The organism is Mesorhizobium sp. WSM4935 (assembly GCF_029625735.1).
Taxonomy (GTDB): Bacteria; Pseudomonadota; Alphaproteobacteria; order Rhizobiales; family Rhizobiaceae; genus Mesorhizobium.
Map to the genome: position 1 here is coordinate 345,604 of NZ_JARTVR010000003.1, position 17,052 is coordinate 362,655.

Annotated in this window: 12 protein-coding genes; 5 read left to right on the forward strand and 7 right to left on the reverse strand. The window is 64.9% G+C overall.

Annotation, left to right across the window (positions count from 1 at the left end; genetic code table 11):
* Positions 1–80 precede the first annotated feature (80 nt).
* Genes P9273_RS09715 through P9273_RS09725 form a run of 3 tightly spaced genes read left to right on the forward strand, consistent with a single transcriptional unit; the run spans position 81 to position 3,531 of the window.
* The gene (locus P9273_RS09715; protein WP_278048716.1) at positions 81–1,031 is read left to right on the forward strand and encodes an ABC transporter permease; all 951 of its coding nucleotides are present in this window, start codon (positions 81–83) and stop codon (positions 1,029–1,031) included.
* Entirely contained in the window at positions 1,028–1,879 is an 852-nt protein-coding gene (locus tag P9273_RS09720; protein ID WP_278048717.1) for an ABC transporter permease, read from the forward strand. The genes P9273_RS09715 and P9273_RS09720 overlap by 4 nt, the downstream gene beginning before the upstream one ends.
* Entirely contained in the window at positions 1,876–3,531 is a 1,656-nt protein-coding gene (locus tag P9273_RS09725) for an ABC transporter ATP-binding protein (RefSeq protein ID WP_278048718.1), read from the forward strand. The genes P9273_RS09720 and P9273_RS09725 overlap by 4 nt, the downstream gene beginning before the upstream one ends.
* A 97-nt stretch (positions 3,532–3,628) precedes the next feature.
* Here the strand turns inward: P9273_RS09725 and P9273_RS09730 are convergent, their stop codons facing one another.
* The gene (locus tag P9273_RS09730; RefSeq protein WP_066989429.1) at positions 3,629–4,105 is read right to left on the reverse strand and encodes an Lrp/AsnC family transcriptional regulator; all 477 of its coding nucleotides are present in this window, start codon (positions 4,103–4,105) and stop codon (positions 3,629–3,631) included.
* Between the two features lie 221 nt (positions 4,106–4,326).
* On the opposite strand from P9273_RS09730, the gene P9273_RS09735 reads away from it, so the two are divergent.
* Positions 4,327–5,652 (forward strand): NAD(P)/FAD-dependent oxidoreductase, encoded by a 1,326-nt coding sequence (locus tag P9273_RS09735; protein WP_278048720.1) that lies wholly within the window; start codon positions 4,327–4,329, stop codon positions 5,650–5,652.
* A 26-nt stretch (positions 5,653–5,678) separates the two neighbouring features.
* Here the strand turns inward: P9273_RS09735 and P9273_RS09740 are convergent, their stop codons facing one another.
* The 5 genes from P9273_RS09740 to P9273_RS09760 all read right to left on the reverse strand — a co-directional run bounded on the left by P9273_RS09740 (position 5,679) and on the right by P9273_RS09760 (position 12,412).
* Entirely contained in the window at positions 5,679–7,046 is a 1,368-nt protein-coding gene (locus P9273_RS09740) for an FAD/NAD(P)-dependent oxidoreductase (RefSeq protein ID WP_278048721.1), read from the reverse strand.
* Positions 7,043–7,345 carry a (2Fe-2S)-binding protein gene (locus tag P9273_RS09745; protein ID WP_278048723.1) on the reverse strand — a complete coding sequence of 101 codons (303 nt, stop codon included), beginning with the start codon at positions 7,343–7,345 and terminating at the stop codon, positions 7,043–7,045. Before P9273_RS09745 ends, P9273_RS09740 begins: the two co-directional genes overlap by 4 nt.
* A complete protein-coding gene (locus P9273_RS09750; RefSeq protein WP_336619377.1) occupies positions 7,342–9,327 on the reverse strand; it encodes a hydantoinase B/oxoprolinase family protein in 1,986 nt (661 codons plus the stop codon). Before P9273_RS09750 ends, P9273_RS09745 begins: the two co-directional genes overlap by 4 nt.
* A 5-nt stretch (positions 9,328–9,332) precedes the next feature.
* On the reverse strand, positions 9,333–11,417 hold the full coding sequence (locus P9273_RS09755; RefSeq protein ID WP_278048725.1) for a hydantoinase/oxoprolinase family protein: 2,085 nt from the start codon (positions 11,415–11,417) through the stop codon (positions 9,333–9,335).
* 89 nt (positions 11,418–11,506) lie between these two features.
* Complete coding sequence (locus P9273_RS09760) at positions 11,507–12,412, reverse strand: LysR family transcriptional regulator (protein WP_040994927.1); 906 nt, start codon at positions 12,410–12,412, stop codon at positions 11,507–11,509.
* A gap of 102 nt (positions 12,413–12,514) precedes the next feature.
* Between P9273_RS09760 and P9273_RS09765 the strand changes: the two genes are divergently transcribed.
* On the forward strand, positions 12,515–13,633 hold the full coding sequence (locus P9273_RS09765; protein WP_278048726.1) for an NAD(P)/FAD-dependent oxidoreductase: 1,119 nt from the start codon (positions 12,515–12,517) through the stop codon (positions 13,631–13,633).
* A gap of 490 nt (positions 13,634–14,123) precedes the next feature.
* Here P9273_RS09765 and P9273_RS09770 read toward each other — a convergent pair whose 3' ends face one another.
* Positions 14,124–16,712 (reverse strand): EAL domain-containing protein, encoded by a 2,589-nt coding sequence (locus tag P9273_RS09770; RefSeq protein ID WP_278048727.1) that lies wholly within the window; start codon positions 16,710–16,712, stop codon positions 14,124–14,126.
* Between the last annotated feature and the right edge of the window lie 340 nt (positions 16,713–17,052).

Below are 17,052 nucleotides of genomic sequence, written 5' to 3' on the forward strand. Positions count from 1 at the left end.
CTGCAGAGGGCCGGCTGACCGGCCCCTGCACTGCATTGCGCAAGATTGTCTGGCCGAACGCAACCGCAGGGAGCGCTTCCATGAAGGCTGGGGTTCTCAAGCTCGTGGTGAAGCGGCTTGCGGTCGCGGTCGTCACCCTTCTGATCGTCCTGTTCGCCGTGTTTTTCGCCACCAGCATGCTGCCTGGCGACACGGCGTCGATCCTGCTCGGCCAGGCGGCGACTCCGGAAGCAGTTGCCGGCTTGCGCGAAGCCATGCACCTCAACGACCCGGCGATCCTGCGCTTCCTGCGCTGGCTTCTCGGCCTGCTCCATGGCGATCTCGGCACCTCTTATGCCAACGACATGCCGGTCGCGGCGCTCATCGGCGGGCGCTTCGTCAACACCATGAAGCTCGCCGGCATCACCACGCTGATCTCGGTCCCACTGGCACTGACGCTCGGTATCACCGCCGCGATGCTGCGCGGCTCGCTCTATGACCGTACCGTCACCGTGCTTTCGATCGGCGTCATCTCGGTGCCGGAGTTCATGGTCGCGACGCTGGCGGTCCTGCTCTTCGCCGTCTATCTCAGGTGGCTGCCGGCGCTGTCCTCGGTCAACGAGGCGCATTCGCTTGTCGACCTCGTGCGCATCTATGCGATGCCCGTGATCACGCTCACCTTCGTCATCTCCGCCCAGATGATCCGCATGACCCGCGCCGCCGTGATCGAAACGCTCTCCACGCCCTATGTCGAGATGGCGCTTCTCAAAGGCGCCTCGCGCAGCCGCATGGTGCTCAGGCACGCGCTTCCCAACACGCTCGGCCCGATCGTCAACGCGGTCGCGCTCTCGCTGTCCTATCTGGTCGGCGGCGTCATCATCGTGGAGACGATCTTCAACTATCCCGGCATCGCCAAGCTGATGGTCGATGCGGTCGCGACCCGCGACCTGCCGCTGATCCAGAGCTGCGCGATGATCTTCTGCCTCGGCTATCTCCTGCTCATCACGGCCGCCGACATCGTCGCCATCATGTCCAACCCGAGGCTCAGATGAAAGTGGCGCGCGTGGCATCCTCCCGACGGTCCTTCCTGGGCCACAGCTATAATCTCGTCAGCGTCGCGGCCTCGCTGGTCATCCTTGCGTGGACGCTCGTCGCGATCTTCGCGCCCTACATCATTCCTCATCCGATCGGCGACATCGTCGACGACGACTATTTCGGGCCGATGCGTCAGGGGCTATGGCTCGGTTCCGACTATCTGGGCCGCGACATGCTCTCCAGGGTTCTCATGGGCGCACGCTACACTGTCGGCATCTCGCTCGCCGCCGTCACCATTGCCTGCTTCTCGGGCGTCGTGCTGGGCATGATCGCTGCCGTCACCGGCGGCTGGCTCGACACTTGCCTTAGCCGCTTCCTCGACGCGATGAACTCCATCCCCAGCAAGCTGTTCGGTCTGGTGGTCGTCGCGGCGGTCGGCTCATCGATCCCGGTGCTGATCCTGACGCTCGCAGTGATCTATATCCCCGGCGCGTACCGGTTCGCGCGGGCGCTCGCGGTCAACATCAACACGATGGATTTCATGACCGTCGCCCGCGTCCGCGGCGAAAGCACGGCCTATCTGATCGGGTCCGAGATCCTGCCCAACATCATCCGCCCAGTGCTCGCCGATTTCGGCCTGCGCTTCGTCTTCATCGTGCTTCTGCTCTCCGGCCTTTCCTTCCTCGGGCTAGGCCTGCAGCCTCCCTTGGCCGACTGGGGCGCGCTGGTACGCGAGAACATCGGCGGTCTGCCCTTCGCAGCTCCGGCCGTCATCGTGCCCTCGCTGGCGATCGCCAGCCTCACCATCAGCGTCAACCTGCTGATCGACAACCTGCCGCAGAAGATCAGGGACCGAGACGCATGACCTATCTCGTCGAGATCAAGAATCTGAGGATCGAGGCGACGACCGACGCCGGACGCCTGGTTGAGATCATCAAGGGCGTCAGCCTCGACATCGCCGACGGCGAGATCGTCGCCCTTATCGGCGAGAGCGGCTCCGGCAAGACAACGGTGGCGCTCTCGCTCATGGGCCACGCGCGGCCGGGCTGCCGCATCACCGGCGGTGAGATCAACGTGAACGGCAAGAACATGGCCGCGCTTCCCGAAAAGGAACGCGCCAAGTGCCGCGGCACCGACATTGCCTATGTTCCGCAAAGTGCCGCCGCCGCCTTCAACCCATCGTCCACGATCATGGAGCAGGTGATCGAGGTGACGCGCATCCACAAGCTGATGCCGCCCGAACAGGCGCGAAAGCGAGCGGTCGAGCTGTTCCGTGCTCTGTCGCTGCCGGACCCGGAAGGGATCGGCGCCCGCTATCCGCATCAGGTTTCGGGCGGGCAATTGCAGCGCCTGGCGGCAGCCATGGCGCTGATCGGCGATCCCAAGCTGGTCATCTTCGACGAGCCGACGACGGCCCTCGACGTGACGACGCAGATCGACGTGCTGAAGGCGTTCAAGTCGGTCATGAAGGCCGGCGGGATAGCGGGTGTCTATGTTTCCCACGACCTCGCGGTCGTTGCCCAGATCGCCGACCGCATCGTGGTGCTTAAGGGCGGCGAAGTGCAGGAGACAGGCACGACGGCCGAAATCCTTTCGGCTGCCCAGCATCCCTATACACGGGAATTGCTAGCCGCTTTCGAGCCGAAGTCGAGGCAAATACGGGCGGATGAAGATTCCAGACCAAAACCGCTGCTTCGCATCGACAATCTGATAGCCGGATATGGCCCGGTGAAACGTAACGGGCAGCCGGTTATCCGCGCGGTCGATTCCGTCAGCCTAGTCGTGGAGAAGGGCCGCAATCTCGGCGTCATCGGCGAGTCCGGCTGCGGAAAATCGACGCTGGCGCGCGCGATCGCAGGCATTCATCCGGCGGCGACCGGCGATATCGTCTTCGATGGCAAGGCGCTGGAGCGCGCCGCCGGGAAACGCACTCGCGACCAGCTGCGCGAGATGCAGATCGTCTTCCAATACGCCGATACCGCGCTCAATCCCGCCAAGCCCATCGAGGACATCATCTCGCGACCGCTGACCTTCTATCACGGGCTCGACAGGCAAGCGCGCTCGAAGCGCGTCGACGAACTGCTCGACATGGTGCGCCTGCCGAGGGCGCTTCGCTACCGTCATCCTTCCGAGCTTTCAGGCGGGCAGAAGCAGCGTGTGAATTTCGCGCGCGCTCTCGCGGCATCGCCCAAGCTCATCATCTGCGACGAAATCACCTCGGCCCTCGACACGGTTGTGGCCTCGGCCGTGATCGAGCTGCTCAAGGAGCTGCAGCGCGAGCTGGAACTGTCCTACATCTTCATCAGTCACGACCTCTCGGTCGTCGAAGCCATCTGCGACCAGATCATGGTCATGTACAAGGGGGAGCGGGTGGAACAGATCACGCCCGACAGGGTGAAGGCACCCGCCCATCCCTATTCCAAGCTTCTGTTCTCTTCTGTTCCGAAGCTCGATCCGACCTGGCTCGACCGCCTCGTCCGCGACCCCGAGCTCGTCAGCCAGTACGGCCACCGCTGAGCGACAGCCTGAGCACCTCGTTGCAAAGTGGCATTGCTACGCGGATAGCGCATGGGATCGGTGAAGGGGACCTTGTTTGAGGAAAACGGCCGCCGCCTCACATCGGGAAGAGGCTGGGCAGCGGCATGTGCGACTTGACGATGGGAGATTTCAGCACCACGAAGCTGAAATATTTGTCGATGCCGATGTCCATATCGGTCAGCCGCTCCATGATAGTCTGGTATTCGCCGATGCCGGCGGTCACGAATTTCATCAGGTAATCGTAACCACCCGACACGAGATGGCATTCGATAACCTGGTCGATCTTCTCCACGACAGCAAGAAAGCGGGCGAAATCCACCTGGCGATGATTCTTCAGGGTGATTTCGGTGAACACGGTCAGTGTCTGGCCGAGCTTGCCTATGTTGACCTGCGCCGAATAGCCTTCGATGTAACCTTCCGATTGGAGCTTCTTGACCCGCATCAGGCAAGGGCTCGGCGACAGATGCACCAGTTCGGCCAGTTCGACATTCGTGATGCGGCCGTTCTTCTGCAATTCGTGCAGAATCTTGATGTCGATCCGATCCAGTTTCACAGCCGTCTCCGAAGAAAGCGCCACAGCATAAAATGCTGCCGCAATAATTGCCAATGACACTACCACAGCCCGCCGGTCTGTCCATCACAGCGAATGTCTCTTTGAAACGCAGCGGCTCCCGATTTTAACCGGGCTGTCGGAATAAAATTCTGCCTCGACCCCAACTGCAGCAGCGGCTGCCTGCGCAACGCGCTAAATTGGCGCATCAAGGTGGAGAGATCATGCGCGCGCCGCTGCAGCAAATCGAAACGTCCGGCGAACTGCCACAATCCGCGGATGCGGTGGTGATCGGAGGCGGCATCGTCGGCGTCTTCGCGGCCTATTACCTGGCGCGGCGCGGCATGAAGGTCGCGCTTGTCGAGAAGGGACGCATCGGCGCCGAGCAGTCCTGCAGGAATTGGGGATGGTGCCGCCAGCAGAACCGCGACGCCCGCGAGCTGCCGATGGCGACTCGCAGCCTCGATCTGTGGGAGCGTTTTGCAGCCGAAACCGGCGAGGACACCGGCTTCCGCCGCTGCGGTCTGCTCTATCTGAGCAATGACGAGGCGGAACTGGCCGGCTGGGCGCGCTGGCGCGACTTCGCCAAGACGGCCGGCGTCACCACGCATATGCTTGACAGCGCTGCGGCCAGCGAGCGGGGCCGCGCCACCGGCCGCACCTGGAAGGGCGGCGTCTTCTCGCCGACCGATGGCACCGCCGATCCGTCGCGGGCCGCGCCCGCGGTCGCCCGCGCCATCATCCAGCACGGCGGCAGCGTGCACCAGAGTTGCGCCGCGCGCGGCATCGAGACCGAAGGCGGACGCCTGAGCGGCGTGGTCACGGAAAGCGGAACGATCCGCACCAAGATGGCAGTGCTGGCGGGCGGCGCTTGGGCGTCCTCCTTTTGCCGACAGTTGGGCTTCCGTTTCCCGCAGGCATCGATCCGCTCCTCCATCCTGTCGGTCTCGCCCGGGGCGAAGGGCCTGCCGGATGCGCTGCATACGGCGAAGATCTCGGTCACGCGACGCGGCGACGGCGGCCACACGCTCGCCATAAGCGGACGCGGGCGCGTGGACGTGACCCCGCAGCAGCTGCGCTTTTCCCCGCAGTTCATCCCAATGTTCCTGAAGCGCTGGCGCAGCCTCGCGGCCGGCGGCCTCGAGGGGTTGCGCTCGGGGCACGAAACGCTCAGACGCTGGCGACTCGACCAGCCGACGCCGATGGAGCGCATGCGCATCCTCGATCCGGTTCCGGATCGGGCGACCATCCGCCTGACGCACGCCCGGGCGCTCGAGCTGTTGCCGGCGCTCAGGCAGACCAGGATCAGCGCGGCCTGGGCCGGCTATATCGACAGCACGCCGGACGGCGTGCCGGCCATCGGCGGGATAGATACCGTTCCAGGTTTCTTCCTGGCCGCCGGGTTTTCGGGGCACGGCTTCGGCATCGGGCCCGGCGCCGGTCACCTCGTCGCCGATCTTGTGACCGGATCGCAACCGACCGTCGATCCGACGTCCTACGATCCGCGGCGGTTCGATGCTTCGGCCTGGGGCAAGGTCGCCGACTTCTAGGACCAAACGTAGCTTGCACAGTCGCATCAGCTCTCCTGGAGAAAGGCGCCGATAGGCGCCGGCCGGACAGGGGCCTGTCCGCGGAACCTTCCCACCGCGTCCGGCCTACAGCCGGCCTGCGCCGCGACGAGCTCGACGGCGGCCAATTGGCAATAGCGTCCCTGGCAGCGCCCCATGCCGGCGCGTGAAAGCGACTTCACCCTGTTGGCGTCGCCGCCGCCCAAATCCGCGCCCTCGCGCACGGCTCCTGCCGTAACGTTCTCGCAGCGGCAAACGATCGCGTCGTCGGGAAGTGTTCGCACCATGGCGACTGGCCAAGGAAAGGCACAGGCCAACCCGCGGGCAAAGCGCTCGAGCCGCGCGAGCTTGCGCAGCTCGGCGCTGACGGAAGGCGCCGAACGCCCGAGATCGGCAAGACACGCAGTCGCGGCAAGGCGCCCGGCCACTTCCGCGCCGTCCGCTCCGAGAAGACGCACCCCGTCGCCGGCAAGATAGACGCCGTTGCCTGCCCGACCCATCTCGTCGGCCTTCGGCAGCCATTGCCGCCACTGCTCATCATAGGCGAAGACGCATCCAGCAAGGTCGGCCAGATGCGTCTCCGCCCGCAGGTGCCAACCCATGCCGATCATGTCGCATGCGGTGATTCGCTCGCGGTCGCCGGCGTCGCGCCAGCACAGCGCCGTCACCCCCGATGCGCCGGCCTCGATCCGCTCCAGCCGAACGCCCGCGTGATAGCGGCCGCCGAGCATCGCCCGCAGCGCCAGCCCGCGCAGCGCGATGATTGGGCGGGCGGAAAGTCCCCAGAACCCCTGCATCTGCCGGTGCCAGGGGGAGGTGTCGAGTACCGCCGCCACATCCGCTCCAGCCTTGAGGAGTTGCGCACCGACCAGCGTCAGCAAAGGCCCCGATCCCATCAGGACAATCCGCCGCCCGAGCGCCACGCCCTGCGCCTTGAGCGCGATCTGCGCCGCGCCGAGGCTGTAGACGCCGGCGTTCTGCCAGCCCGGAACCGGAGCGATCCGGTCGGACGCTCCGGTGGCAAGGATCAGGCGGTCATAGCCGATCACCTGCACGCCGCCCTCCCCCAGCACATGCAGCCTACCTTCATGCACGGCGATGACCGATCTGCCGGCGAAATGAGTGAGCCGCCCTTCTTCGGCCAGCCTGTCGAAGAGCATATGCAGTGCGCGCGCCTTCGCCGCCTCGGACCCGTAGAGCTGCTCCGGCGTGCGGAGAAACCCTGCCGGCGGGCGGCGATAGATCTGCCCGCCCGCCCGATTGGCCTCGTCGATCACCACCGGGTGAAGCCCGGCCTCTGCAAGCGTCGCCGCGGCCCTTATGCCGGCGGGACCCGCGCCCACGATCACGATCCGCGGCGCTTGTGGCTCGCTCACGGCCAGTTCTCCGGCGGCGTCGTGCGCAGTCGCATGCCTTCAGCGACAGGCGTTGTACAGGCGCGCAGGCGCGATCCTTCCTCCTGCCACACCCAGCAATCCTGGCAGGCACCCATCAGGCAAAAGCCGGCGCGCGGATCGGCTCCGAACTCTGACTTTCGCAGCGCGTGGCCCGATGCCAGCATGGCGGTCAACACGGTGTCGCCCGCCAGCGCGCCGCGGATCTCACCGTCAAGAAGGAACTGCACCTCTGCCCGGTCGCGCTCGGCCAGCCGGACGATGCGGCCGGCCGCGATCATTCCGCAGCCTCCCGCACCGCACGAGGACGAGGCAGCTCGGGAAACCGTTCGCAGACCGCATCGAAGGCGGCCTGTACACCTTCCGGCCCCGAGCGACCTTTCATGCGGCGGAAGATCTCCGTCTTGGCAAAGAACCGCCAGTGGATCGGCAAGGCATCCAGCAGAGCGTGGAGCCGGTCATAGGCAGCTCGTGTCCACCGCGCTTCGTAGCCTTCACGCTCCGGACCGAAATGGAAATGGCCGGTGGACGACTTGTGCCGCGCGCGCAATTGCTCCGTCGCCTGCTCGTCCACCTCGCCGCCGCGGATGACGACGCCGTAGTCGCGCTCGGCCGAGGCCTGCGAGATATAGCCGCGCCGCACATCCTGCGCGACCCGCCAGGGCTCGCGCCGATGCGGGTCGCCGCGCCCGCCGCCGCCGGCGGAGCGGATCTCAAGCACGTCGCCGGGCTGCAGCACCGCGGTGTCGATGTTGCCCAGCCGCCGCTCGTGCTCGGTTCCCGGATTCACAACCATGTCCGACAGGCCGGCCGCCTTGCCGCCCAGCACACCCCAGGGACGGAAGAAGCTGCGGTCGCGGTTGCGCGCGGTAATACGGGAGTCGGGGGAAAAGACGCGAAAGGCCATCTCGGTCGCCAGCCCGCCCCGCCAACGGCCCGCACCGCCGCTGTCCTGGGCGAGCCCGTATTTCACGAACTCAACCGGAGTCTCGGTCTCGGTGATCTCGATCGGCGTGTTCTTGAGATAGGCGGCATCGGCGCCCGACCCGTTGGTGCCATCACGATGCGGCATGGCGCCGCCGCCGCCGACCACCGGGTTCACCGCTGCGATGACGGTCCTGCTGGTGCGCTCGTCGGTGGTCATGACGTTGACGATGCAGTTGTTGCCGGCCGGAGCCGCGGGCAGCCGCTCAGGCACCGCCTGTGAAAAAGCGCCGAATATGCCCGAGCGCAGCCGGGCGCAGGTGAGCGAGCGCATGCCGACGGCAGCAGGGTGGACCGGGTTAAGCACCGAGCCTTGCGGCGTGATGCAGGTGAACGGCCGGGTAAGGCCTGTGTTGAGCAGGATCTTCGGGTTGAGCGTGTAGAGCACGTAGTAGACGCCGACGAGCAACATGGTGTGGCGCGGGTCGCCGCCCGAAGGCACGTTGAGCGAGGAGCCGAGCTGCGGGTCGGAACCGGTGAAGTCGAGCACCGCCTCGTCGCCCCTGATCGTCAGTGTCAGCTTCAGCCGGCAGGGATTGGCCTCGACCGAATCCTCGTCGGCGTAATCGGCGAATTCCCAGGCGCCGTCAGGCATGGAACGCAGCACGTCGCGCGCCTGCGCCTCCGCATGGTCGAGGAGAGCGGAAACGCCTTCGATGAAGCCGGCCCTGCCGAACTTCTTCACCATAGCCTGGATCTTGCGCTCGCCGGTGTTGAGCGCGCCAACCAGCGCCTTGATGTCGCCGATGTTGAGGTCGGGCTTGCGCACATTGGTGCTCATGATCCTGAGGATCGTCTCGTCGAAGACGCCTTCCCTCACCAGCTTCATCGGCGGAAAGCGGATGCCTTCCTGATGGATCTCGGTCAGCGCGCGGCTGAGCGAGGCCGGCACCGCGCCACCCATGTCGGTGTTGTGGATGTGCCCGCCGGTCCAGGCGACGATCTCGCCGTCGACGAAAACCGGCTTCCACAGATGGGTGTCGGGCGCATGCGTGGCGACGTGGCCTGAATAGGGATCGTTGGTGAAGGCGACATCCCCCGGCCGGTAGTCATCGACCATGGCGATGGCGCGGTGGTAGGAAAGCCCCGGATACCAGGTGGCGCCGAGTTCCATCGGCACGGCGAAGGTCGCGCCGGAGCGGTCCATCAGCATGACCGTGAAGTCCTGTGTCTCCTTGACGAAGGCGGAGTGCGCGGTGCGGTGCAGCGTGTGCGCCATGTTCTCGGCGGCCGCGCGGGCGTGGTTTGCGAGAACCTGAAGGTTTGTCCGGTCAAACAAGACAGTCACTCCGGGAAGGTCAGCAGAAGGTTGAGATGACGGTCGACGCGTGCCTGCGTTCCCGCAGGTATGGCGAAGGTGGTGTCTTCCTGCACCACCACGGCCGGCCCGCTGAACGTGCTGCCGGGCACCAGGTTCTGCCGGTCGTGAAGGTCGACGGGCTGGACGCTGAGGCCCGTGTAGACGGGCAGCCGGCGCACTGGCGCGGCCGGAGCATCGATCTCGTCGGTCTCCGGGAAAGACAGTGTCGGACCTGCGCCTATCGCCGACAGCCGGACATTCACAAGCTCGATCGCGCCGTCCGGGTCGTGGAAATCGTAAAGCCGCTCGTGGGTGCGGTGGAAGGCCTGCTCGATCGCGGTCATGTCACCTTCGGCCAGCCATTTCGGCGAAAGGACGACCTCGATCTCATAGCTCTGCCCGACATAGCGCATGTCGCAGGAGAGGCAGAGTTGCGCGGCCGCGTCGTGCCCCTGCGCCGCAAGCCAGTCGCGGCCCTCTTGCGCAAGTGCCTCGAACGCCTCGCGGATCATGGAGAGCGATGCGCCCGTCAACGGACTGAAGATGGTGCGGATGAAGTCGCCGCGCAGATCGGCCACCAGCCCGCCCAGCGCCGACACCACGCCCGGGCGGCGCGGCGCCAGGACGCGTTTCATGCCGAGTTCGCGGGCAAGGAAGGCGCCGAGCATGGGGCCGCCGCCGCCGAAGGGCATCAGCGTGAAATCGCGCAAGTCGACGCCGGCGCGCGAGGCGAGCTTCTCGACCTCGACGAACATCTCCGACACCGCAATATCCAGGATCGCCTGAGCCGTCTGCTCGACCGGGCGGCCGAGCCGCGCGGCAAGCTCGCCGACCGAGCGATGCGCCAGGCCCGTATCGATCCTGAGCTGGCCATAGGCCATCTCGCTGTGACCGAGCCATCCGCACACGACCATAGCGTCGGTCACCGTCGCCTGCTCGCCGCCACGACCATAGCATGCCGGTCCCGGCGTCGAACCGGCCGACTCCGGCCCGACACGCAGCACCCCTTGCGCGTCGACGCTGGCGATCGAGCCGCCGCCGATGCCGATCGAGCTCACCGACACCGACGGGATATGGAGCGGAAACTCGCCGATCAGCTCGCCGGTGCCGAACTGCGCCTCGCCGCCTATGATGAGCGCGAAGTCGGCCGAGGTCCCGCCGATGTCGAGGGTAAGAACCTTGTCCTCGCCTGCCTGGCGGGCCAGCCACGAGGCGCCGATGACCCCGGAGGCCGTTCCTGACAACAGCATGTTGACACAGGCGCGCTTCCCTTCGGCGGCGTTCATCAGCCCGCCGTTCGACTTCGTCAGCATCGGGCGGGCCGGCACACCGCGATCCTTCAGCCGCGCTTCCAACGCCGTCAGATAGCGGGCGACGCGCGGATGGACATAGCCGTTCAGGATGGCGGTCGAACTGCGCTCGTATTCGCGGATGACCGGCCAGACCTCGGCCGAAGTGAAGACGAAGAAGTCCGGCGCAAGACGCGCGATTGCCGCTTTGACCGCAGCTTCCTGCGCGGCGTTGCGCCAGGAATGAAGGAAGGCGACGATGATCCCTTGCGCCCCGTTCGCTTTCGCTGCCGCGACCGCGCTTTCCACCGCCGCCATATCCGGCGCTCGCGATTCGCTGCCATCGGCACGCATGCGAGCTGGAATGCCGAAGACCATATCGCGCGCGATCAGCGGGTCCGGCCGCGCGCAGAACAGTGAATACATGTCCGGCATGCGAAGCCGCGCGAGCTCGATCACGTCCTCGAAGCCGGCATTGGTGAACAGCGCGAGCGGCGCGCCCTTGCGCTGGATGATGGTGTTGATGCCGATGGTCGTGCCGTGCACGAAGCGCGTCGTGCGGGTGGGATCGAAACCTTCGCGTTCCGCCAGGAGGGCGAGGCCCGTCATCAACTCGGCGCCCGGATCTTCCGGCGTCGTCAGCACCTTCAGCGAGGCGACGCGTCCGGACTTTGCCTCGAGCGCGCAGAAATCGATGAAGGTCCCGCCGATATCGACGCCGACCTTCCAGTCGGCCCCGTTCCGCGCATCATCCGTCGCGCTTGCGATGGCACCGTCCATGAGCCGTTCTCCCTGTTTGCCAATCGAAAGCTGGCACGGCTGGACGGTGCGCGTCCAAGACGTATAAGGGGCACGGATATAAGTCTTGCTTATGCCTTGGCGCGATGGTCGCCGAGAACGGCGGAACAAGCCGCGCGGATTTCATCGCGCATCATCTCGTCGGCCCGCGAAAGGGCCCGTGCGCGCGAGGTCAGCAGCGCGATCGGAAATTCCGGCCCCGCCGCGAGCGGCCTGACGGCGAGCCCGGCGAACTGATGCCATGGCAGCAGCGCATCGACCAGACCGATGCCCAAGCCGGCCTGGACGAAGCCGACCGCGGATATGGATGCATCGATCTCGAGCAACGGCGAAAGCGCCACACCCTGCGCGCGGGCTGCGTGAGCCAGCTCGTCGGCAGGGCGGGTGTTTCCGCGATAGGAGATCAACTCCTCTCCGGCGAGGTCGGCAAGCGTCAGCTCGGTTTTCATGGCCAACGCATGCCCGGCGGGCAACAGGCAAGCGAAGCCGATGCTGCCGATCACCTCGGCCTCGATGTCGGGAGGCAGGCGATCGTCCATGGCCACGCCGAGGCTGGCATCCCCGGCGCGCAGCATGTCGACGATCGCGGCGATCGGGGCGCTATGGGAACGCAGCAATATGTTGGGATGCTGCGCCCGGAACCCGGTGAACGCGCGCGGCAGTATAGCCATGGCCGGCGGCGGAGACGCCGCAACCCGCACCAGCCCGGCGCGCCCCAGCCGCAGATCCGTGGTCTTGCGGCGCAGCCCGTCCAGCCCCGCCGACAGCCTCTCGGCATCGGGGAATATCTCGAGCGCATCCGGGGTCGGCCGCAGCCGGCCCTTGACCCGCTCGAACAGCGTGAAGCCGAGTTCGTCCTCGGTGTGAAGCAGGATTTGGCTGAGCGCAGGCTGGGAGATGTTCAACATCCGTGCCGCGGCGGTCACGGTGCCCGCGCGCATGACGGCGATGAACACTTCCAATTGCCGGGCCCGCATTGTCACTCCATAGGTAAAGCTTATGGGCCTTGCCCAAACCGATCTTTGACGCAATGCCGCGGCGCCGACAAGATGGCGGCATCCAAGGATCAAGGAACGACTATGGATGTAATCGTGCTGGGCGGCGGACTGATGGGGACGGCTTCGGCCTACTTCCTTGCCAGACGCGGCGCTCGCGTGACACTGATCGAGCGCAACCGGATCGGTACTGGAGCGACCGTCGCCTCGTTCGGCAACATCCGCCGCACGGGGCGTCATCTCACCCAGCTTCCGCTGGCTCACCGCTCGCTCAAGCTCTGGGGTGAGGCCGGGAACATGCTCGGCCGAGACGTGGAATTCCGCGCCACCGGCCATATCCGACTGATCTTCGATGAAGGCGGTCTGGCCGACATGCGAGCCTTTGCCCAAGCCGCGCAGCCCTGGGGGCTTGAGTTGGAGGAGCTCGGGCCGCGCGAAATCCGTTCCCGTTTTCCGGGCCTCGGTCCCGAGGCGATCGCGGCCTCGTTCTCTCCGCATGACGGCAGCGGCAATCCCCGCCTGATCGCGCCGGCCTTTGCCGAGGCCGCCCTCAAGCTGGGCGCGCAAATGATCGAAGAAGTCCAGGTCGAAAAGATCGAGGGAACCGCTTCCGGTTTCCTCGTCGCCACCTCAAAGGGTTCATTCGCGGCCGAATGCCTGCTCAACACCGCAGGCGCTTGGGGCGCGCGCATTGCCGCGCTGTTCGGCGAAGATGTCCCGCTCGATGCCCGCGGCCCACAGATGGGTGTGACCGAACCGCTGCCGCATCGGATCCTGCCGGTGGTCGGTATCTGGACGCGCGACAAGGACTACAGCGCCTATCTGCGCCAGGTCGAGCGCGGCAACATCGTCTTCGGCGGCGCGGCCGAAAGGGTGGCCGTGGACCTCGATCCGGGCCATGCGGCCGCCGATCCCATGCGCCTTCCGGTGCAATTACGCGCCGTTGCGCGGTTGCTGCCGGCGATCGCGAAGGTCGCTGTCATCCGCACCTGGTCCGGTTGCGAAGGCTATGTGCGCGACATGCTGCCAGTCATGGGTCGCTCGGCGACGACGCCGGGCCTGTTCCACGCCTTCGGCTTCTGCGGACATGGCTTCCAACTCGGCCCGGGCGTGGGCGATGCCATGGCCGAGCTTATGGTGACCGGCCGCTGCGAAACACCGCTCGACGATTTCAGGGTGGATCGCTTCGGCCGCGGAGCCTAACGAAGCGATTTGATAGCCATTGGCTTTCCCAAGACATGGCGATGACCCTTGTAGGAAACACCAGAGTTCATCGCTACGGCCGATATGAGGCGCAAAGCGGGCCCGGCGCGGCTTTCGCTGGACTATAATGCCCGACGGCCGCCTTGCCCTGTTCAGCCTGTTGCTCCTGAACAACGGCACGAACGGGCTCTGGACGCTCAATCAGATGGCCATCGACAGCTCCGAATGGGAGGTCGGCTGGACGACGCTTGCCGGCAGCAACCTCAAGCAGATTGCAGTGGTGCGCGATCGACGCCGCCGGTCTGAGATTGCCAGCGCTCGCATGACAGCCGGTAAGCTTTACGGCCGAGCGACCGCGCTCGGGCTCGCGCTGCGGCCAGAGGCCGAAGCAGACACACCGTTCCTGGAGGCGCTCACTAAACTAAAGTCCGGCCTCTTGGAGAGCCCATCGACCGCTACGACGTTTGCTCGCAAGAGAACCGGAAACATTCTAGGTGGAAGCAGCCGCACGTCTGCGACTTCGCTCATCGGAGAGCTGCTCTTTGTCCCGCTCGCTCATCGTTTCGGGTGCGGCCTCGATGATTTCTCCAGTCACGACAGCTCGAGTGCGCTCCAGCATTGCGGGGATCTCCCGAGCAGGCAACGGCCGACTGAGCAGAAAGCCCTGAGCCTCGGTGCAGCCTTCCTTTCGCACCCGCTCGAGTTGCTCGGCTGTTTCGATCCCTTCGGCGGTGGTCTGCATGCCAAGGCTGCTGCCAAGGCTCGTCACGGCGCGGATGATGGCGACTGAGCTGTTGACATCGGCGCCATCCTTCACAAAGGACTGGTCGATCTTGATCTTGTCGAACGGGAACGAGCGCAGATAGCTCAGGCTCGAATATCCGGTTCCGAAGTCGTCCATCGCGATATGCACACCCAGCATGTGGATCTGTTCCAGCATCGCCAGAGTCGCCTGGGTGTTGGCCAGCAGGACTGTCTCGGTGACCTCAAGCTCAAGCTGGCTTGGCCGCAATCCAGACGCGTCGAGTGCCTCGACGATCGTCGAGAGCAAACGGGAGTTGCGAAATTGCGTTGGCGACAGATTGACGGCAAGCCTGATGCTTTTGGGCCAGCTTGCCGCGTCGAGACAGGCCTGCTTGAGCACCCATTCGCCGATCGGCACGATCAGACCGATCTCCTCGGCCAGGGGGATGAACTCCGCCGGAGAGACAGTACCACGCGCCGGGTGGTGCCAGCGCAGCAGTGCCTCGAAGCAGCTGACTTCGCCGCGATCGAGATTGAGCAGCGGTTGATAGTAGATCTCGAATTGACCCCGTGCCAGCGCTTCGCGCAGATCGAGTTCGAGAAGCCGCCGCGCCTGCATGCGAGCGTCCATTTCCGGCTCGAAGAACCTATACGTCCTACGTCCTTCCGCCTTCGCCCGGTAGAGCGCCATGTCGCCATTCTTGAGCAACTGGTCGGCGTTCCCGCCATCGTTCGGCGCAATGGAAATGCCAACGCTGGCACTGATCACAATCCCATGCCCATCGACGACATAAGGCGCGCTCAGCGCATCGATGACCTGTTGCGCGAGGGCGGTGGCCTCGACCGGCTGTTCGGCCCCCCTTTGGATGATCACGAACTCGTCGCCACCGAGCCTCGCCACCGTGTCTTCTTCGCGCACGACCTGCCTCAGCCTCGCGGCGACCTCTTTCAACAATGCGTCGCCTACCGGGTGCCCCAGCGTATCGTTGACCGTTTTGAAATGGTCTAGATCGAGGCAAAGGAAGGCAGCCTTGCTATCCTTGCGTTCCATCTCGATCAAAGCTTCCTCGGCGCGTTCGCGGAACAAAATGCGGTTTGGCAGATCCGTGAGCCCGTCATGGCGCGCCATGTGCGAGATGCGGGCTTCGCTGCGTCGCAAGTCGGTCACATCGTGGTGGGTGGCAAGCCAGCCGCCGCCCGGCAACGGCTGGTGGATAAGGTCGATGGTGCGCCCGTCCCTGAGTTCCACAAGGCTTACCACGCGCTCGGCGCGATCGATGGTCGCCGAGAGCTCTTCGAGATACTTGTCCGGGTCATGGCCGACATAGAGACCGGCGGCGATACGATATCGCATCAAGTCGGCCCACTGCGTGCCTGGACGGGTCAAGCCCTCTGGCAGGTGGTAGAAGTCGGCATAGGCCTGGTTACAGAAAACCAGCCGTCGCCCGGCATCGAACATGCACAGTCCCACCGGCATGTTCGCGGCAGCGGCAGCGAGGTGCTGCCGTTCCAGCTCGGCCTCGCGGGCCAAGGCGTTGCTGCGCTCCAGACTGGCACGGTAACCGGCAAAGGCGGAGAAGAGCACTCCGACCTCGTCCTGCCTATCCGTTTTCAATGCAACTAGGTTCGAGCGGTGTTCTCCCCGCGTCAACCGGTGCATCGCCTCGCTGACCGCCAGGATCGGCTTGCTGACATTGTGGCGTATCCAGACAATAAGCAAGCCAAGGCAAAAGGCCGCAAAGGTAATCGCGGCCCAGGCCAGCCGCTGTGCGATGGTGTAGGTGCGGTCCGCCATGGAGGCGGCAGCCGTGCTCCGCTGATTGGTGAGCGCCAAGAGGCCGTTCAACCGATCAGCCGCCGCGGCAACCGTCGGAACTGAAATAGCCTCGAACTCATTGGCGGCCTTCGTTCGCTGTCCCGCATCGAGGAGCGGGATAATTGACGACAGGGAGTCCTGATATGCCGTCCACAGATTGACAAACTGGTCGAACAGCCGCTGCTCAGACGCCGATCCAGCACTCCTGCGGTAGGCGCGGCGGCCTTGGAGCATTTCTTCGCTCTCTCCCGCCATCTGTTTGTCGATGTCAGATATTTGCTGAGCGTCGGTGGTGCTCATGCGCAGCGTTGCATAAAGCTGGTGTTGCGCCAGGTTGCGCTTCATCTGCTCGACGATTTGGACTTGCGGCAACCAAATGCCCGTAATCTCGCTCGTGACCTTGTTGAGTGCTCGTAGTTGCGAAACACCAAATACACCTACTGCGACGATGCAGAGCAAGGCCAGTCCGAAGCCCAGTGAGAGCTTGCTGCCGACACTAACATCTCTAAACCGTTTCATCCAAACGCCGATCTGATGAGACTTGTCCCGACCGCGCGCGCCGATAGCGCGAGAAGTGGAAGCGCCTCACTGATCTCGCGCTTAATGTATTAAAGCTGACTTAAGATCGAAGTTGAAACGACTTATTCGGCGGCCGCAGTGCAGCGGGCGAATCATAGCCAGAGATTGTCCCTCTGCTATCCAGAAAGCAGTCAGCAAAGTTATGCTTGCCGCCGTTTGACTTCCGCCCGAGGGCCTCCCGCCCACGAGCAAGCACATGGTCGCTATCAAACATGCATGCTGCGGGGCGGAAATATCCTTCTGGACGCTAATACAAGCCGCTACATATTTAACGAGTGGG